General features: G+C 75.8%; 13 protein-coding genes and 1 pseudogene. 13 read left to right on the plus strand and 1 reads right to left on the minus strand.

What is annotated here, in order from left to right; all coding sequences use genetic code 11:
- Positions 1-191 precede the first annotated feature (191 nt).
- The 10 genes and pseudogenes from H505_RS38975 (at position 192) to H505_RS0100170 (ending at position 10,601) form a co-directional block, all read left to right on the plus strand.
- Entirely contained in the window at positions 192-3,335 is a 3,144-nt protein-coding gene (locus H505_RS38975; protein WP_084549680.1) for an AfsR/SARP family transcriptional regulator, read from the plus strand.
- A gap of 68 nt (positions 3,336-3,403) precedes the next feature.
- The gene (locus H505_RS0100135) at positions 3,404-4,945 is read left to right on the plus strand and encodes an MFS transporter (RefSeq protein WP_026400336.1); all 1,542 of its coding nucleotides are present in this window, start codon (positions 3,404-3,406) and stop codon (positions 4,943-4,945) included.
- A gap of 84 nt (positions 4,946-5,029) precedes the next feature.
- Positions 5,030-5,941, plus strand: a complete 912-nt coding sequence (locus H505_RS0100140) for an SPFH domain-containing protein (protein WP_026400337.1) — start codon at positions 5,030-5,032, stop codon at positions 5,939-5,941.
- A gap of 28 nt (positions 5,942-5,969) precedes the next feature.
- Positions 5,970-6,278, plus strand: a complete 309-nt coding sequence (locus H505_RS50865) for a type II toxin-antitoxin system antitoxin (protein ID WP_084549681.1) — start codon at positions 5,970-5,972, stop codon at positions 6,276-6,278.
- A 2-nt stretch (positions 6,279-6,280) separates the two neighbouring features.
- Positions 6,281-6,916, plus strand: a complete 636-nt coding sequence (locus tag H505_RS0100150; RefSeq protein ID WP_034516051.1) for a GOLPH3/VPS74 family protein — start codon at positions 6,281-6,283, stop codon at positions 6,914-6,916.
- A gap of 124 nt (positions 6,917-7,040) precedes the next feature.
- Positions 7,041-7,748 (plus strand): lysophospholipid acyltransferase family protein, encoded by a 708-nt coding sequence (locus H505_RS38985; RefSeq protein WP_051299955.1) that lies wholly within the window; start codon positions 7,041-7,043, stop codon positions 7,746-7,748.
- Positions 7,749-7,779: 31 nt separating this feature from the next.
- Positions 7,780-8,358 (plus strand): 3'-5' exonuclease, encoded by a 579-nt coding sequence (locus H505_RS0100160; RefSeq protein ID WP_026400339.1) that lies wholly within the window; start codon positions 7,780-7,782, stop codon positions 8,356-8,358.
- Positions 8,351-8,776, plus strand: a pseudogene (locus tag H505_RS48630) (ATP-binding protein); the annotation flags it as partial. The gene H505_RS0100160 and the pseudogene H505_RS48630, both read left to right, overlap by 8 nt.
- Before the next feature lie 84 nt (positions 8,777-8,860).
- Entirely contained in the window at positions 8,861-9,265 is a 405-nt protein-coding gene (locus tag H505_RS0100165; RefSeq protein WP_026400340.1) for an ankyrin repeat domain-containing protein, read from the plus strand.
- 70 nt (positions 9,266-9,335) lie between these two features.
- Complete coding sequence (locus H505_RS0100170) at positions 9,336-10,601, plus strand: alpha/beta hydrolase family protein (protein WP_026400341.1); 1,266 nt, start codon at positions 9,336-9,338, stop codon at positions 10,599-10,601.
- A gap of 62 nt (positions 10,602-10,663) precedes the next feature.
- Here the strand turns inward: H505_RS0100170 and H505_RS38990 are convergent, their stop codons facing one another.
- Positions 10,664-11,746 (minus strand): mechanosensitive ion channel family protein, encoded by a 1,083-nt coding sequence (locus tag H505_RS38990; protein ID WP_064743421.1) that lies wholly within the window; start codon positions 11,744-11,746, stop codon positions 10,664-10,666.
- A 205-nt stretch (positions 11,747-11,951) separates the two neighbouring features.
- Between H505_RS38990 and H505_RS38995 the strand changes: the two genes are divergently transcribed.
- The 3 genes from H505_RS38995 (at position 11,952) to H505_RS52240 (ending at position 18,168) form a co-directional block, all read left to right on the plus strand.
- Positions 11,952-13,682, plus strand: coding sequence for a CocE/NonD family hydrolase (locus H505_RS38995; protein WP_084549755.1), 1,731 nt, complete (start codon positions 11,952-11,954; stop codon positions 13,680-13,682).
- A gap of 157 nt (positions 13,683-13,839) precedes the next feature.
- Complete coding sequence (locus H505_RS0100185) at positions 13,840-15,117, plus strand: glycosyltransferase (RefSeq protein ID WP_026400342.1); 1,278 nt, start codon at positions 13,840-13,842, stop codon at positions 15,115-15,117.
- Between the two features lie 120 nt (positions 15,118-15,237).
- On the plus strand, positions 15,238-18,168 hold the full coding sequence (locus H505_RS52240) for a helix-turn-helix transcriptional regulator (RefSeq protein WP_026400343.1): 2,931 nt from the start codon (positions 15,238-15,240) through the stop codon (positions 18,166-18,168).
- Positions 18,169-18,529 lie beyond the last annotated feature (361 nt).

Raw genomic sequence — 18,529 nt, forward strand, 5'->3', positions numbered from 1 at the left:
CTTGCCAGAAATGTCCGGGTGACGTCTTGGTCGTCGCCCGGATGCCCCGGCGGGGCGCGTCGGAGCGTTCCACGGGAAACGCGGGCGGAGAAATGCGCAATCGCGCCCCCGGTGCAATGCGAACGGCTATTCTGCCCCGCCGGTTCGCCCGCTTGTGCGGCGTGCGTCCGGGATGCGGAAGAATCGGGCGCATGCGGTTCGGGGTGCTCGGGGAGGTCGAGGTCCGACGGGACACGGCGCAACGCGCCCCCGCCGGAGCACCCCCGAACGAGCTCGCCGCGGGCGGGACCGGTGCGGGTGGGGCCGTGGCGGTCGGGGGGCCGCGGGTGCGGGCGCTGCTGGCGATGCTCGCGCTGGACGCCGGGCGCGTGGTGCCCGCCGAGCGGCTCATCGACGGCCTGTACGGGGCGGACCCGCCGCGCGGCGCCGCCAACGCGCTGCAGTCGCAGGTGTCGCGGTTGCGCCGCGGCCTCGGCGACGCCGCGCTCGTCGAGGGCGGGCCGGCCGGGTACCGGCTGGCGGTCGAGCCCGGCGCCGTGGACGCCCACCGGTTCGCGCGGCTGGCGCGGGAGGGGCGCGCGGCGGCGGGGCGCGGCGAGCACGCGCGGGCGGCGGGGCTGCTGCGGGAGGCGCTCGACCTGTGGCGCGGGCCCGCGCTGGCCGGGGTGGACGCGCCGTTCGCCGCCGCCCGCGCGGTGCGGCTGGAGGACGAGCGCGCGGCGGCCGTCGAGGAGCGCGGCGCGGCGGTGCTCGCGTCCGGCGCCGAGCCGGGCGCGGTGCTCGCGGAGCTGCGGGCGCTGGTGGACGAGCGCCCGCTGCGCGAGCGGGCGCGCGCGCTGCTGATGCGGGCGCTGCACGCCGCCGGGCGGCGGGCCGAGGCGCTCGCGGTGTTCGAGGAGGGCCGCCGGCTGCTGGCGGACGAGCTGGGCGCCGACCCGTCCCGCGAGCTGGCCGCGGCGCACCTGGACGTCCTGCGCGGCGGACCGGAGCGCGCCCCGGCGGACGCCCCGCGCGCGGTCTCGCCGCCCGCGCAGCTCACCAGCTTCGTCGGCCGGGAGGACGCGGTCCGGCACGTCGGCGGGATGCTCGCCGCCGGGCGCCTCGTGACGCTGCTCGGACCGGGCGGGGCGGGCAAGACGCGGCTGGCGGTGGAGGCGGCGGCCCGCGAGGACGGCGAGGTCTGCTTCGTCGACCTGGCGCCGGTCGGCCGGGGCGACGCGGGCCGGGCGCTGCTCGCCGCGCTGGGGCTGCGGGAGAGCGCGGTGCGGCAGGCGCCGGGCATGCTGCTCGTCCTCGACAACTGCGAGCACGTCGTCGCGGAGGCGGCGGGGCTGGCGCGGCGGCTGCTCGGCGCGTGCCCGGCGCTGCGGGTGCTGGCCACGTCCCGGGAGGTCCTCGGCGTCACCGGGGAGGCGGTGTGGCCGCTGCCGCCGCTGGCGCTGCCGCCTCCCGGGACGCCGGCCGGGGAGCTCACCGGGTACCCGGCGGTGCGGCTGTTCGCCGATCGGGCGGCGGCCGTCCGGCCCGGCTTCGCGGTCGACGCGGCGAACGCGGCGGACGTCCTGCGGATCTGCACGGCGCTGGACGGGCTGCCGCTGGCGATCGAGCTGGCGGCGGCGCGGCTGCGGTCGCTGCCGGTCGGCGAGGTCGCGGCGCGGCTGGGCGACCGGTTCCGGCTGCTGTCGCGCGGCGACCGGACGGCCGCGCCGCGCCACCAGACGCTGCGCGCGGTCGTCGGGTGGAGCTGGGACCTGCTCGGCGCGGACGAGCAGACGCTCGCGCGCCGCCTGACCGTGTTCACCGGCGGGTTCACGGTGGAGGCCGTCTCGGAGGTCTGCGGGTTCGAGTACGCCGACGAGGTGCTGGCGGAGCTGGTGGACAAGTCGCTGGTGCAGCTGGAACCGCACGGGGGCGGCGACCGCTACCGGATGCTCGACACCGTCCGGGCGTTCTGCGCGGAGCGGCTCGCGGACGCCGGCGAGGACGAGCGGTTCCGGCGGGCGCACGCCGCGTACTTCCTGGACCTGGCGCTGCGCGCCGACCCGCACCTGCGGGGCGCCGAGCAGCTCGCGTGGCTGGACCGGCTGGCCGCGGACCACGCGAACCTGCACGCGGCGCTGCGCCGGTGCGTCGGGTCGGGCGAGACCGCCCGCGCGCTGCGGCTGATCGCGGCGCTGTCCTGGTACTGGTGGCTGCGGGGCCGCGTCGAGGGGGCGCCGCTCGCGGCCGCGCTGCTCGAGAAGATCGGCGGCGAGCCTCCTCCGGGACTGGAGGAGGAGTACGTGCTGTGCGTGTGCAACGTGGTGTCGGCGGGCGGCACGGGCCCGGCGGTCCTCGCGTGGCTGGACCGCGCGGAGCGGACGCTGGCGGGCGTCCGGCGGCTGCTGGCGTTCCCGGCGACGACCGTGCTGTGGGCGATGACGGCGGGGCCGGAGCGGACGCAGGAGTCCGTGCTCATCGAGCAGATCGGCGACGATCCGTGGACGCTGGCGCTGCTGGACATGAGCGACGGGTTCCTCGACCAGTTCTCCGGCGACCGGGAGCGGGCGGAGCGAAGGTGCGCGGCGGCGCTGGCGCGGTTCCGCGCCATCGGCGACCGGTGGGGGATGGCGAACTGCCTCGACCCGTTCGCGCAGCTCGCCGACTGGCGCGGCGACCGGGCCGCGGCGCTGGCGCTGCTCGGTGAGGCGCTGGAGCTGGTCGGCGAGCTGGGCGCGCTGGAGGACGGCGCCGACCTGCTGTGCCGCCGCGGCGAGGTGCGCATCCACGGCGGGGACCTGGACGGCGCCCGGTCCGACTTCGAGCGCGCCGCGGAGCTCGCCCGGCGGGCCGGGACGCCGGACAAGGTGGCCGCCGCGGTGCACGGGCTCGCCGAGATCGCGCGGCTGCGCGGGGACCAGGCGGAGGCGCGGCGCCTGTACGAGACGGCGCGGACGGGCTACGCGTCGGACCGGTTCGTCGTCGCCGCCGTCCGGGGCGCCACGCTGGTGGGGCTCGGCTGGGTGGCGCTGGACGACGGCGACGTGCGGCGGGCCCGCGCGCTGTTCGGCGAGGCCCTGGCCATGGCGCACGACCATCCGATCTTTGGCTACCGGGCGAGCGTGGCGGTGGGGCTGGCCGGTCTCGCGCTGGCGGGCGGCGACGGGGAGCGCGCGGCGGTGCTGCTCGGCGTGGCGCGGGCGCTGCGGGGCGTGCAGATCCCGGGCGACCACGACGCCGAGCGCGTCGAGGCGTCCGCCCGGGCGCTGCTCGGCGACGCGCGGTTCGAGGAGCGGTACGCGAGCGGCGCCGCCCTGTCGCACGCGGACGCCCTGGCGGCGCTGCCGCGCCGCTGACCGCCCGGCGGGGCGGCGGTGCGCGGACGGTGCGCGGACGGTCAGCGCGCCCGGCGACGCTCGTCCGCATGTCGTACAGTCCGGCCCGCAAGCGGGCCACATTCGCGGTCGGGGCGCTGGTGGCGCTGGTGCCCGCCCTCGACCTGACCGCCCTCAACCAGGCCATCCCGCACCTGTCGGCCGACCTCGGTCCGTCGGCGACGCAGATCCTGTGGATCGCGGACGCCTACGGGTTCGCGCTCGCGGGGCTCCTCATCACCATGGGCGCGGTCGGCGACCGCATCGGGCACCGCCGGCTGCTGCTGATCGGGACAGCGGTGTTCGCCGCCGCGTCGGCGGTGACGGCGTACGCGCCGTCCGCCGAGGCGCTGATCGCGGCGCGGGCGCTGCTGGGCGTCGCGGGGGCGACGCTGATGCCGTCCGCGCTGTCGCTGATCCGGCGGGTGTTCACCGATCCGAAGGAGCGGACGGCGGCGGTCGGGGGCTTCTTCGGTCTCGGCGCGTTCGCGGTCGGGCTCGGCCCGGTGCTCGGCGGCGCGCTGCTGGAGCGGTTCTGGTGGGGCTCGGTGTTCCTCATCAACGTGCCGATCATGATCGTCGCGCTGGTCGCGGGCGCGCTCGTCCTGCCCGAGTCGCGCAACCGGCTCACCGGGTGGCCGGACCTGCCCGGGGTGCCGCTGTCGGTCGCCGGGGTCCTCGGCGTCGTGTACGCGGTGAAGGAGGCGGCGGCGCACGGCGCGGACGAGCCGCGGGTGTGGGCGGCGGCGCTGGTCGGGGCGCTCGCGCTCGCGGCGTTCGCGGTCCGGCAGACGCGGGCCGCCGAGCCGCTCATCGACGTCCGGCTGTTCCGCCGGGCGGCGTTCTCCGGAGCCGTCGTCACCAACATGTTCGCGATGTTCGCGCTGGTCGCGCAGTCGCTGATCTTCTCGATGTTCTTCCAGCTCGCGCTGGGCTGGGCCCCGCTCAAGGCGGGCCTGGCGGGGCTGCCGGGCGCGGCGGGCGCGATGCTCGGCGGCGCCGCGCTGGCCCCGCCGCTGATCACGCTGCTCGGCCGCGCCCGGGTGGTGGCGCTCGGCCTGGTCGTCTCGGCGGGCGGGTACGCGCTGTTCCTGACGATCGGGCTGGACACCGGCTACCCGCTGATGCTCCCGGCGATGCTGCTGGCGGGGCTCGGCATGGGGATGGCGATGACGGTCACCGGCGACACGGTGCTGGCGTCGGTGCCGAAGGAGCGGTCGGGCGCCGCGTCGGCGATCTCGGAGACGGCGATCGAGCTGGGCGGGGCGCTGGGGATGGCGGTGCTCGGCAGCGTCCTGACGGCGGTGTACCGGAACGACCTGGAGCTGCCGGCCGGGACGCCGGCGCCCGCGGCCGCGGCGGCGCGCGACTCGCTCGCCGGCGCGGTGGAGGCGGCCGCGGCCCTGCCCGGGCGGGCGGGCGCGGAGGTCCTCGCGACGGCGCGGGAGGCGTTCGTCTCCGGCATGCACACCGCCCTGCTGTGCGCGGCGGTGCTGGCGGCCGCGGTGGCGGTGCTCTCCCTGGTCACGCTGCGCCGCGTGCCGAAGGTGATCGAGGAGCTGCCGGACCCGGAGCCCGTCGCCGCGCGGTGACGTCCGCGTTCCCTCCGTCCGCGCCCGTTTGGAAAAGTGATATCACTTTGCTAGATTGGCGATAACAGGACAGAGGGAGGCCCCATGGACACCACGGCGAAGGTCGAGATGCCGGCTCCGAAGATCTCGGAACGCCCGGCGAGCGACATGAACGGCTGGGGGATGCTGGCGCTGGCGGTGGTGCTGATCCTGGCGGGCGCGCTGGCCGTGGTGCTCGGCGTGCTCGCCGGCGGCGCCGCCGCCCTCACCGCCGGCATCGCGACCGGCTCGGTGCTCGTCATCGCCGGGCTGGTCGCGGCGGTCGGGCTGACCGCGGTCGCGCCGGGCGAGGCGCGGGTGCTGCAGGTGCTCGGCCGCTACGCCGGGACCGTCCGGACGGACGGCCTGCGGTGGGTCAACCCGATCAGCGAGCGGCAGAAGATCTCCACCCGGATCCGCAACCACGAGACGGGGCTCGCCAAGGTCAACGACCTGGACGGGAACCCGATCGAGATCTCCGCGGTCGTCGTCTGGCAGGTCCGCGACACCGCCCGCGCGGTGTTCGAGGTGGACGACTTCGTCGAGTTCGTCGCGTTCCAGACCGAGGCGGCCGTCCGGCACATCGCCGGCAGCTACCCCTACGACAGCCACGAGCAGACCTCGCTGCGCGACAACGCCGACGAGATCACCGCGCAGCTGTCGGCCGAGGTGACGCAGCGGGTCGCGTCCGCGGGCGTCGACATCATCGAGTCGCGGATCACCGGGCTGGCGTACGCGCCGGAGATCGCGCAGGCGATGCTGCGCCGCCAGCAGGCGGGCGCGGTCGTCGCGGCCCGGCAGCGGATCGTGGAGGGCGCCGTCGGCATGGTGCAGCTCGCACTGGACCGCCTGGTCGAGGACGACGTCGTCGAGCTCGACGAGGAGCGCAAGGCCACCATGGTCAGCAACCTGCTGGTGGTCCTGTGCGGCGACCGCGACGCCCAGCCCGTCCTGAACACCGGCAGCCTGTACCAGTGAGCGAACCGACGGCGGGCGATGATCGGCCTTGACCTCCGAGCGCAAGAAGATCCTCCTGCGGCTCGATCCGGCCGTCCACGACGCGCTGGCCCGGTGGGCCGGGGACGAGCTGCGCAGCACGAACGCGCAGATCGAGTTCCTGCTGCGCAGGGCCCTCGCCGACGCGGGGCGGCTGCCCGGCTCGGTGGGCCGGATGCGCAAGCGGGGCCGTCCCCGCAAGACCGGCGCCGCGGACGGCCCGGACGCCCAGGAGGATGCCGGCGACACGGACACGACCCGACGAGAGACGGACACGGAACCCCCGAAGGACCCGCCGCCCGGCGGGAGCGAGGACTGACCATGGTGGTGCGGATTCCCGAGTCGCTGCCGGCGCGGATGTTCCTGCTGGCCTACGACCTGCGCAAGAAGAAGATGACCAAGAGCGGCCGCCACCTGGGCTACCTGCTGCGGGCCGCCGCGCTGACCGAGCTGTACCTGGACGGGCGGCTCGGCGAGGACGAGAAGGCCCGGCCGCGGCCGGGCACCCCCGGCACCGACCCCTACGGGCTCGTGGCGCAGATCGCCGAGGCGCCCCGGCCCCGCTCCTGGCAGCACTGGGTCCGCAAGGACGCCAAGGCGCTCGTCGCGCCGGTGCGCGACGAGCTCGTGGCGGACGGGCTGGTCCGGGTGCGGCGGCGGCGGGTGCTCGGCGTGTTCGCCGTCGAGGACGTCACCGTGAAGGACCCGCGGGTCGTGAAGGCGCTGTGGGGCGGGGCGTCCTCGGCGCTGCGCGGCCGGCCGGTCGCGCACGTCAACAGCTACGACGCGGCGGCGGTCGCGCTGGCGGCGGCCTGCGAGCTGAAGTCGGTGCTGCCCGCCCGCGACCGGCGGCGGCACAAGCGCCGGATCGAGGAGCTGACCGCCCGGTCGGGTCCCGCGCCGCGCGCCGTCCGCAAGGTCCTCCAGGCGGAGTACGCCGCCGCGAGCAGCGGCTGACCCGCCCCGGCCCCGGCTGCCGGCCGGGGCCGCGCAATGAGGGGTTCCGACAAGATCCGGCGGTGCCGTCTTGTATCGGGGCCCCACCGCGCGCGGGCGGGCGGCGCCCATAGATTCCTCCGGCATGGACCCCGAACGCCTGATCTATCCCGTCACGAAGCACCTCCTGCTCGGCCCCGCGATGCGGGTCGCGTTCCTGCCGCGGGTGCGGGGGCTCGGGCACGTCCCCCGGCGGGGGCCGGTCATCCTGGCGGCGAACCACCTCGCGGTCCTCGACTCGTTCGTCCTGCCGCTGATGGTGCCGCGGCGGGTCCACTTCCTCGGCAAGCAGGAGTACTTCACCGCGGCGGGCCCGCGCGGCCGCGCGACGGCCGCGTTCTTCCGCGGCCTCGGCGCGATCGCGGTGGACCGTTCCGGCGGCCGCGCCGCCCTGGCCGCCCTCGACGCGTCGGCGCGCGTGCTGGAGCGCGGCGGGGTGTTCGCGATCCACCCGGAGGGCACCCGCTCCCCCGACGGCCGGCTCTACCGGGGCCGGACGGGCGTGGCGCGGCTCGCGCTGCGGACGGGCGCGCCGGTCGTCCCGGTCGCGATCGAGGGCACGGACCGGGTGCAGCCGCGCGGCCGGGCCGTCCCGCGCCCGGGCCGGATCGCGCTGCGGTTCGGCGCGCCGCTGCGGTTCGCCGGCCGGGACGCGGGGACGCCGCGCGGCCGCGCCGCCCGCGAGGTCACCGACGAGATCATGGCGGCGATCCGCGACCTGTCGGGACAGGAGTACGCCGGCTCCTACGCCCCGCCGCCCGGGGACGGCCGGGCGGCGGAAAACCCTTCGTGAACCGGCGGCGGCCCCGGTATCGTCCGCCGCCATGGACGAGAAGACCGGCCGCTTCCTCAACGTCGTCGATCTCGAGGCGACGTGCTGGGACGGGCCCGTCCCGCCGGGGCAGGCGAACGAGATCATCGAGATCGGGCTCTGCGTCGTCGACCTCGAGGAGCGCGAGCGGGTCGCGCGGCACCGCGTCCTGGTGCGTCCGGAACGGTCGGAGGTCAGCGCGTTCTGCACCGAGCTGACCGGGCTCACGCAGGACGAGGTGAACGGGGGCGTCCCGTTCCGGGAGGCGTGCGCGCTGCTGGAGCGGGAGCACCGGTCGCACACGCGGACGTGGGCGAGCTGGGGCGACTACGACCGCAAGCAGTTCGAGCGGCAGTGCGGCGGGGGCGACGGGGGCGTCCGGTACCCGTTCGGGCGGCGGCACGTCAACGCGAAGGCCGTGTACGCGGCGTCGCACGGGCTGCGCCGGATGGGCATGGCGGGCGCGCTGCGGCACGCCGGCCTGCCGCTGGAGGGCCGCCACCACAGCGGGGCGGACGACGCCTGGAACATCGCGGCGCTCGTCCTGGACACCGTGCGGCGCGGCGCCTGGCCCGACCGAAAGGATGTTTGATCCCGCCCGCTCGGGCACCTTTTCGTGGAGGGCCGAGACGGACGAGCACGGAGACGACGTGGAGATCAGCCTGGACCTCCTGCTGCCGAGGGACGCGGCGAGCGTCCCGGCGACCCGGAGGATCCTGGACGCGGCGCTGCAGACGCTCGGCGTCGAGCAGCAGATCTGCGGGGACATCGAGATGATGCTGAGCGAGGCGTGCACGAACGTGATCGAGCACGCCGAGAACGGCGCCGACTACACCGTGCGGGCCACCATCCAGGACCGGCGGTGCCTGATCAAGGTCATCGACGCGGGCCGGGGGTTCGACGCCGAGCGGGTGCCGGAGCCGGACCCGGGCGCCGAGCACGGCCGCGGCCTCATGATCATGCGGTCGCTGGCCGACGACGTCAGGTTCGGCACGCACGCCGAGGACGGGGCGCTCGTCGCCCTGGAGAAGCGGCTCAGCTACGGGGAGGGCAGCCTCGGCGGGCTGCTCGTCGCGGGAAGTGGGGTCACGGACATGAGCGAGGCCGATCCCGAACTGGAGGAGTTCGCGTCCCGTCTGTTCGAGGCGGCGCGCACGGGCGACACCGAGCGGCTCGTCGCCTACATCGACGCGGGGGTGCCCGCGAACCTGGCGAACGACAAGGGCGACACGCTGCTGATGCTGGCCGCCTACCACGGGCACGCCGACGCGGTGCGCGCGCTGGCCGCGCGCGGCGCCGACCCCGAGCGGCCGAACGACCGGGGGCAGCGTCCCCTCGCCGGCGCGGTGTTCAAGAAGGAGCCGGACGTGGTGCGCGCGCTGCTGGACGCGGGCGCCGACCCCCGCGCGGGGACGCCGTCCGCCGTCGACACCGCGCAGATGTTCGGCCACACCGAGTTCCTCGCCTGGTTCGAGCAGGCCCCGCCGTCCGGTTCCTGACCAACGGAAGGGGGCACGCGGGCCGTTCGTTCATGGCGGCCGGCGGGCGCCGGACGCGAGCGTGGAGGGCATGCGAACACGTATGTCCGGCCGTCCGCTCGTCGCGGCGGCCCTGACCCCCTTCGTCCTCGCCGGGTGCGGCCTCTCGGCCGCGGGTCCCGTCGCCGCGGAGAAGGCGGGCGCGGCGGAGACCGCCGCGCCCGCGACGTTCACGCTGCCGCCGCCGACCGGGCCGCGGGCCGTCGGGACGACCGAGCTGCACCTGGTCGACGCGGGGCGCCCCGACCCGTGGACGCCCGACCGCGACCGCGAACTGATGATCAGCGTCTGGTACCCGGCGGCGAAGGGCGCGCACGGGGACCGTCCGGTCGCGCCGTTCCTGCGTCCGGGCGTCGCGCGGCTGTTCACGGACGTCGACGCGCTGGGCGTCTTCAAGGCCGGGACCGTCGACTGGGCGGGCGCCCGGACGCACGCGGCGAAATCCGCCCCGGCCGACGCGCGCCGGGCACGGCCCGTCGTGCTGTACTCCCCCGGGTTCGGGGTGCCGCGCACGCTCGGCACGCCGCTCGCCGAGGAGCTCGTCAGCCGCGGGTACGTCGTGGTCACGATGGACCACAGCGGCGAGGCGCCGGTGGAGTTCCCCGGCGGGCGGGTGGACGCCGGGCGGCTGCCCGAGCGCACCCCCGACCGGCTCAAGACGGCGATGGACGCGCGGGCGCGGGACACCCGGCTGGTCCTGGACGCCCTCGCCGAGCTGCGGCGGGGCGGCAACCCGGACGCCGGCGGGCGGGCGCTCCCGGCCGGGCTCGCGCGGACGCTGGACCTGTCGGACATCGGCATGGTCGGGCACTCGGCGGGCGGCATCCAGGCGGCCGAGGCGATGCGGACGGACCGGCGGGTGGACGCCGGGATCGACCTGGACGGGACCCTGCAGTACGAGGACGGGACGCTCATGCCCGTCGCGGCCGAGGGGCTCGACCGCCCGTTCCTGCTGATGGGCGGGTCGATCGCCGGGAAGCCGCAGACGCACCTGACGAACCCGTCGTGGGGGGCGTTCTGGCGGAACTCGACCGGCTGGAAGCGGGACCTGAACGTCCCGGCGGCGGGCCACTACTCGTTCACCGCGGTGCAGTCGATCCTGCCGCAGGTGGACGTGCGCGGCGACATCCCCGCGGAGGCGCGGGAGCAGCTCATCGGGACGGTCGATCCGGAGCGGATGACGGCGTCCCTGCGGGCGTACGTGACCGCGTTCTTCGACCGGTCGCTGCAGGGTCGGACGCGCCCGGTCCTGGACCGGCCGTCGCCCCGGTACCCGCACGTCCGGTTCGTCGAGTAGGGCGGGAAAGCGGAAGCCCCGCGCGCCCGGACGGGCCGGGCGCGCGGGGCTCGCGGGGCCGGTCAGAGGGGCGGTTCGCCCTTCGCGGCGCCGTTCCCGTTCCCGTTGCCGCTGCCGTTGCCGTTCGCCTCCTGGAGGCTGACGCGGTGGTGCCAGTACGGCGGCGCGTAGCCGCGCTGGCGCAGCTCCCGGTGGAGCCGCTTGAGGTACTCGTGCTTGATGCGGAACTGGTCCTCGAACTCGGTGGAGCGCACGATGACGTGGAAGCCGACGGACGAGTCGTTGAAGTCGTCGAAGCGCACGAAGATGCCCGCGCCCTCGACGCCGCCCTGCACTTCCTTCATCACCTCGTGCCCGACCTCCTCGAGCAGGCTCTCGGCCTTGTCGAGGTCGATCTCGTAGGGCAGCTTGGCGTAGACGAGGACCGACATCTCCTCGCCGGGACGGCTGTAGTTGGTGAGGATCGTGTCGGAGAACCGCTGGTTGGGGATCACCTCGATGTTGTCGGACAGGGTCCGGATCGTGGTGTTCCGCCAGTTGATGTCGACGACGTAGCCCTCCTGGCCGGTGTCGAGCCGGATGTAGTGGCCGGGCTCGATCGTCTTGGCGGCCAGGATGTGCACGCCCGCGAAGAGGTTGGCGAGGGTGTCCTGGAGGGCCAGGGCGACGGCGAGACCGCCGACGCCGAGGGCGCCGAGCAGCGGTCCTATCGAGACGCCGAGGCTCTGCAGCATGATCAGCATGCCGATGCCGATCACGATCACCTTGGCGATGTTGGCGAAGATCGTCACGTTCGCCGCGACGCCCTGCCGGGCCATCGCGTAGGAGGAGAGGCTTCCGGCGATCAGCCGCGCCGCCGCCACCGACACGAAGAAGATCGCGATGGCGGTCAGCAGCCGGGCGAGGACGTCGAGGGTGCCGCGCGGCGCGTCCCAGATCTTCAGCGCGATCCAGATCCCGGCGATGAGCGTGAGCGGGAGCGCCAGGTCGTGCACGAGCTTGGCGACCAGGTCGTCCCAGGTCCAGCGCGTGTCACCGGCCCGCTTGCCCAGCCGGGCGGTCAGCAGCCGCAGCCCGACGGCCACCACGACGGCCACCGCGAGGGTGATCGCGGCGGCGATCGGCCGTTCCCAGCTATCACTCATGAGGGGTGCAGTCTCCTTCCGGGCACGGCCGTGCGGCCTTTGCCGGTCAGGTGAGGTTTGCGTGATGTGCGTGCAAAGTACGCTTTACGCGGATCGCCTCGATCGTAGTTAACCCGCGGCCCGCTCGAGACCCGATCGCGGCGAATGGGCGCCCGCCGGCCAGTGAACGGTGTCGTTTACGATCGATCGCGTGGTAGGTGTGGGCATGATGCGCCGGCTGGGGGTCACGGCGCTGGGACTGCGGAACGGCCCCCACAAGGTGACCGTCGAGCGGGACCTGGAAGTCCCCGCCGGCGACGGTGTGACGTTGCTCGCCGACCGGTACGCGCCCGTCCTCGATGACGGGGACGTGCGCGACGCCCCGACGGTGCTCGTCCGCTCCCCGTACGGGCGGCGCGGGCCGTTCGGGCTGATGTGCGGGCAGGCGTTCGCGTCGCACAGGTTCCAGGCGGTGGTGCAGAGCGTCCGCGGCGGGTTCGGGTCCGGCGGCGTGTTCGAGGCGCTGGACGAGCGGGAGGACGGCCTCGCCACCATCGCGTGGCTGACGTCGCAGCCCTGGTTCGGCGGAACGTTCGCGATGCACGGCCCGAGCTACCTCGGCTACGTGCAGTGGGCGGTGGCGGCCGAGGCCGGCCCGGAGCTGAAGGCGCTGTCGATGCAGGTCACGGCGTCCACGTTCCGGGACGCCGTCAACGTGGGCGGGACGTTCGCGCTCGAGTCGGCGCTGATCTGGGTGGACATGACCGCCCGGATGAAGAACTCCCTGTCGGGCATCACGACCGGCTTCCTGTCGCCGCGCCGCGCCCGCCGGGCCGCGCTGTCGGGCCGTCCGCTCGCCGAACTGGACCGGATCGCCACCGGCGAGCAGCAGCGCTTCTTCCAGGACCTTTTGGTCAACGGCCCCGACACCCCGTTCTGGGACAAGCGCGACTTCAGCCCGACGGTGTCGCGGGTCACCGCGCCGGTGAACATGACCGGCGGCTGGTACGACATCTTCCTGCCGTGGCAGCTGAAGGACTACGCGGCGCTGCGGGCCGCCGGGCAGGAGCCGTACCTGACGATCGGCCCCTGGTTCCACGCCGACCAGCGGATGATGCGCGGTTCGGTCGGCGAGTCGGTGGCGTGGTTCCGCGCCCACCTGCTGGACGACCCGTCCGGCCTGCGCCCGAACCCGGTGCGGCTGTACGTGACGGGCGCCGGCGAGTGGCGCGAGTTCCCGCACTGGCCCGTCCCGGGGATGCGGGAGGAGCGCTGGCACCTGCGGCCGGAGGGCGGCCTGGCGCCCGCGGAGCCGCCCGAGTCCGAGCCCGACCGGTACCGGTACGACCCGGAGCACCCGACGCCGTTCCTCGGCGGGCCCACGCTGCTCGGCGAGACGCACCCGTCCACCGACCAGCGGCGGCTGGAGCGGCGGCGGGACGTGCTGACGTTCACGTCCGCGGAACTCGACGAGGACCTCGAGATCATCGGCCCGGTCACCGCCGACCTGCACATCAGGTCGAACCGGGAGCACACCGACTTCGTGGTGCGGCTCTGCGACGTCACGCCGGAGGGCGAGTCGCTGAACCTGTGCGAGGGCATGCGGCGGCTCGTCCCCGGCGCGCCCGACGCGGACGCGGACGGGGTGCGGGCGGTCGCGATCGAGCTGTGGCCCGCGGGGCACCGGTTCCGCGCCGGGCACCGCGTCCGCGTGCAGGTGGCCAGCGGCGCCTACCCGCGGGTCGCGCGCAACCCGGGCACCGGCGCGCCGATCGGCACCGCGACCGAGATGCTCACCGCCGACCAGGAGATCTTCCACACACCCGGCCGGCCCTCGACGATCAACCTTCCCGTGGTCCCCGCGGGCGCCGGGCGCATCGAGGACGCCGGGAACACCGCGGGCATCGGCGGCGCCGAAGAGGCCGGGGGCGTCGGACGGGCGGACGCGGGCGAGTAATTCTGCCGGTATCCGCGCTGATCGGAGGCGATCCGGTGGAGCCATCCGATTCGTGAGGTTTGACGGAGACGCCGCCAGGGGTAAGGATCTCTACGAGCAGGTGTCTACGACGCAGATACCTCCAGGCTTCCCCTGTGTTGTCCCGGAGGGTCCCGTTATGCACCGCCCGCTGAACATCGCGCTCGTGTCCGCCTCCGACCTCGACGGCGAACACCTGCAGTCCGTCCACGTCCGGGATCTCGCCCGCTCTCTGGTCCGCCCCCTGCACGGCGACGGAGAGCCGAACCACGTGACCGTCTACGCCCGCCGGCAGGACAAGGACGCGAAGAACCGCGTCCGGCTCGGCCCGGGCGCCGCCCTGGTCCACCTCGACGCCGGCCCGGCCCGGCCGCTGACCGAGGACGAGACGCTCGCGTACCTGCGCGACTTCGCCGACGGGCTCCGGCGCCGCTGGTCCGGCGCCGGCCGTCCCGACATCGTCCACGCGCACGGCTGGATCGGCGGCCTCGCCGCCTGCGCCGTCGCCCGCGAGCTGGACATCCCCTTCGCGCACAGCTACCACGGCGTCGCCGCCGCCGAGCGCCGCACCGGCCGCGCGGTGCACCCGCACCGCGACCGGCTGGAGAAGGCCATCGGCCGGGACGCCGCCGTCGTGCTCGCCGGGCACGCCGAGGAGGCGAACGCGATCGTGCGGATGGGCGTCCCGCGCCCCGCCGTCACGGTCGTCCCCTACGCGGTGGACGGCGAGCAGTTCGCGCAGACCGGCCCGGCGATGCCGCACGGCGACCGCCCCCGGCTGGTGATGGTCTGCGACGACCTCGAGGCCGGGGACGTCCCGACCGCGCTGCGCGCCCTCGTGCACGTCCCGGACGCCGAACTGGCCGTCGCCGGCGGCCCCGCCCGCGAGGAGCTGGAGAACGACCCGGTCGTGCACCGGCTCAAGCTCATGGCCAAGGAACTGCACGTCGCCGACCGGGTGATCTTCCTGGGCCGGCTGCCCCGCAAGTCGCTGCCGCGGCTGCTGCGCACCGCCCGGCTGGCGCTGTGCCTGGAGCCGGTCCAGCCGTCGCCCGCCGTGCCGCTGGAGGCCATGGCCTGCGGCGTCCCGGTGGTGGCGACCACCGCCGGCGGCAACGCCGACGAGGTGCTCGACAAGATCACCGGGCTGCACGTCCCGGCGGGCCGCCCGGTGCAGATCGGCCGCGCCGTCCGGCACCTGCTGTCGGAGGAGACCACCCGGCACGGCTACTCGATCGCCGCGGCCGACCGCGCCCGCTCCCGCTACTCCTGGGAGCGGATCGCCGCCGAGACTCTGCGCGCCTACCACAAGGTGCTGCCCGTGCCGGAGGTCCCGGCACCCCGCGACGAGGACGCCGCCGACCGGCTCGAGGAGCCCGCGGCGGCGGCGGAGCGCGAGCCCGCCCTCGCCCGCTGACCGCCCGCCGCACCGCCCGTCCGGGCCCCGGACCCCGCGCCGGTCCGGGGCCCGGCGCATGCGCCCGGACCACCGCCCGCCCGGTGGAATACTGGACGCGATGGAACAGAAGGACGTTCGGTGCTGATCGGCAGGGCGGCGGAGCTCGCCGAGCTGACCGGCGCGCTCGACGGCGCCGCGGCGGGCCGCGCCCGCGCCGTCCTCGTCGGCGGCGACGCCGGGATCGGCAAGACGCACCTGGTCTCGACGCTGCGCCGCGCGGCCCGCGAGCGGGACTGCGCCGTCCTGGTCGGGCAGTGCGCCGAGCTGGGCGAGAGCGTCCCGTACCTGCCGCTCGCGGACGCCCTGTGGACGGCCTCGCGCGGCGACGGCCCGGAGGCCGCGGCCGTCCGGGACGCGCTGGCCGCCCGCCCGGTGCTGGGCCGGCTGCTGCCCGACGGCGACGGCGGCCCCGGCGAGGGCGACCCGCTCGCGCCCGACCTCGGCCGGCAGCGGCTGTTCGGCGCCGTGCTGGGACTGCTCGGCGAACTCGGCGCCGACCGGCCCGTCCTGCTCGTCCTGGAAGACCTGCACTGGGCCGACCGCTCCACCCGCGACCTGCTGACGTTCCTGTGCCGGGTGCTCGAGCGCGAGCGGATCTGCCTCGTCGGGACGTACCGGTCGGACGACCTGCACCGGCGGCACCCGCTGCGCCCGCTGGTGGCGGAGCTGCGGCGGCTGCCGAACGTGACGGGCGTCCAGGTGCGGCCGTTCGGGCGCGACGAGACCGGCGCGTACCTGGCCGCCCTGTCGGGGACGCCGTCCGCGCCGGTGGCCGCCGAGGTCGTCGAGCGCGTGCACCTGCGATCCGAGGGCAACCCGTTCTACGCCGCCGAGCTGCACGCCACCGGGGACCTGGAGGAGCTGCCCGCCGGGCTCGCCGACCTGCTGCTGTCGCGGGTCGAGCGGCTGTCGCCGGACGCGCGCCGCGTCGTGCGGGTCGCGGCGGTCGCCGGCCGCCGGGTGGACGACGAGCTGGTGCGGCGGGTGTCGGGCCTCGCGGAGGACCCGGCCGGCGAGGCGCTGCGCGAGGTGGTGTCGCACCAGCTGCTCGTCCCGGACGGCGCCGGGTACGTGTTCCGGCACGCGCTGCTGCGCGAGGCCGTCTACGCCGACCTGCTGCCGGGCGAGCGGACCCGGCTGCACGCCGACTTCGCGCGGCTGCTCGCCGGGGACGGCGACGGGAGGGGCGGCTCGGCGGCGGAGCTGGCGCACCACAGCCGGGCCGCGCACGACCTGCCCGCCGCGTTCGCCGCGTCGGTGCGGGCCGCGCGGGAGGCCGGGCGGCTCGGCGCGCCCGCGGAGGAGTTCGAGCACTACGAGCGGGCGCTGGAGCTGTGGGACACCGTCGCGGACCCGGAGGCGGCCGCCGGGACGGACCGGAGCCGGCTGGCGCTGGCCGCCGCGCAGGCCGCGGCGGAGGCCGGCGAGGTGCGCCGCGCCGTGCAGCGGCTGCGCCGCATGCTGGAGAGCGCCGACCCGGCCGACCTGCGGCTCGGCGTGCTGATCCGCGAGCAGCTCTCCACCTACCTCGGTGAGCTCGACCTGGACGAGGAGGCGCAGGCGACCGCTCGGGAGGCGGTGTCGATGCTGCCTCCCGACCCGCCCACGACGGAGCACGCCCGCGCGCTGGCCACCTACGCGAAGACGCTGCTGTACCGGGACGCGGACGGCGAGATGCCGGAGTTCGCGGAGCGGGCGGTGGCGGTGGCCCGCGCGGCGGGCGCGGTCGACGCGGAGGCGAGCCTGCTGATCAGCCTCGGCGCCTACTGGAAGCGGCGGGCCGACGAGAAGGCCGACGAGGTCATCGAGGGGGCCCGCGCCCTCGCGTTGAAGGGCGGGGACCCGCTGGTCGCCCTCCGCTCGATGTTCCAGTACGCGGGCGTCCGGTTCGACCGCGGCGACCTGGCGGACGCGGCCCGCGCCGCCGACGACGGCGCCCGGTACGCGCACGAGAACGGCCTCGACTGGAGCACGTACGGCGCGCTGCTGCGCTGCCTGCGGTTCCTGATCCGCTACACGGCCGGCGACTGGGCGGAGGCGGCCCGCCTGGCGGAGGGGTTCGGCGTCCAGGCGACGCGGCGGGCCGACGCGCAGGTCTCCGCCTACGCGCTGTTCCTGGAGGTCGCGCGGGGCGACGCCGGCGTGGACGAGCGGCTGCGCCGGCTGGAGCCGCTCCTGCCGGAGGACCACTTCCTCATCTACATCACGCGGGGCCTGGCCGCCGAGCACGCCCTGTGGCGCGGCGACCCCGGCACGGCGGTCGCGCACGTCGACGCGGTGCTGGCCGGCCCGTACGGCGCCGAGACAAGCGCCATCCGAATCGCCGCGACGGGCCTGTGGGCGCACGCCGAACTCGCCGCCCGCGCCCGCTCCGCCGGGGACGCGGCGGCCGCGGCGGCCGCCGCCGCGGCCGCCGACGCGCTCGCCGAGCGGGCCCGGACGGTCGCCGAGTACGACGCCGACGGGCGGCACCGCCCGTCCCTCGGCGTGGAGGGGCGCGCGTGGCTCGCCCGCGTGGAGGCCGAGCGCCGCCGCGTGGACGGCGTCCTCGACCCGGACCTGTGGCGCCGGGCCGCCGAGCTGTTCCGGTACGGGACGGACGGCGGCGGGTTCGTGTACGAGGTGGCGCGGTCGCGCTGGCGGCTGGCCGAGGCGCTCGCCGAGGCCGGCGACCGGGACGCCGCCGCCGCGCAGTGGCGGCGCGCCGCCGGGACCGCCGAGCGGCTGGGCGCCGCGCCGCTGCTGGCGGCGCTCCGCGACCTCGGCGCCCGCGCCCGGCTGGCCGCGCCCGCGGAGCGCCCGGCCGCGGGCGGCCCGTTCGCCGCGCTGACCGCGCGGGAGCGGGAGGTGCTGAAGCTCGTCGCCGAGGGCCGCAGCAACCGCGAGATCGCCGAGACGCTGTTCATCTCGCCGAAGACGGCGAGCGTCCACGTCTCCAACATCCTCGCGAAACTGAACGTTTCCGGCCGCACCCAGGCCGCCGCGCTCGCCCTCCGCGAGAATCTGTGAATTGCCGATTGCGATGACCGGCCGACGCTGATACCTTTTCGATCGTGACTGCCGGGTCTGCCCTGTCTGGGCATGAGCGAGTGAGGCACCCGGCCTCGGCGTGAGCCCGAGGCGGGCGCGTGCCCCGCCCTTCCTTCGCACTTCCTCCTTCTCTTCTCCGTGTGCGCTCCGTGCGCGCCGCAGGTGCGCCCTGAACGCTCCCTGAACGCTTTCTGAGCGTTCCGACGCGCCTTCCGACGCGCCTCTCGGTGACGTTCCGCGCACGGTTCCCTTCGCGCCGCGCGAACCGATTCGGCGCACTTTTCCCCACCCTTTTCCCAGCCATGGCCGCACCTCGCCCCATGGCCGATCACCCCTGCCC

It is taken from the genome of Actinomadura rifamycini DSM 43936, assembly GCF_000425065.1.
Lineage (GTDB): Bacteria > Actinomycetota > Actinomycetes > Streptosporangiales > Streptosporangiaceae > Spirillospora > Spirillospora rifamycini.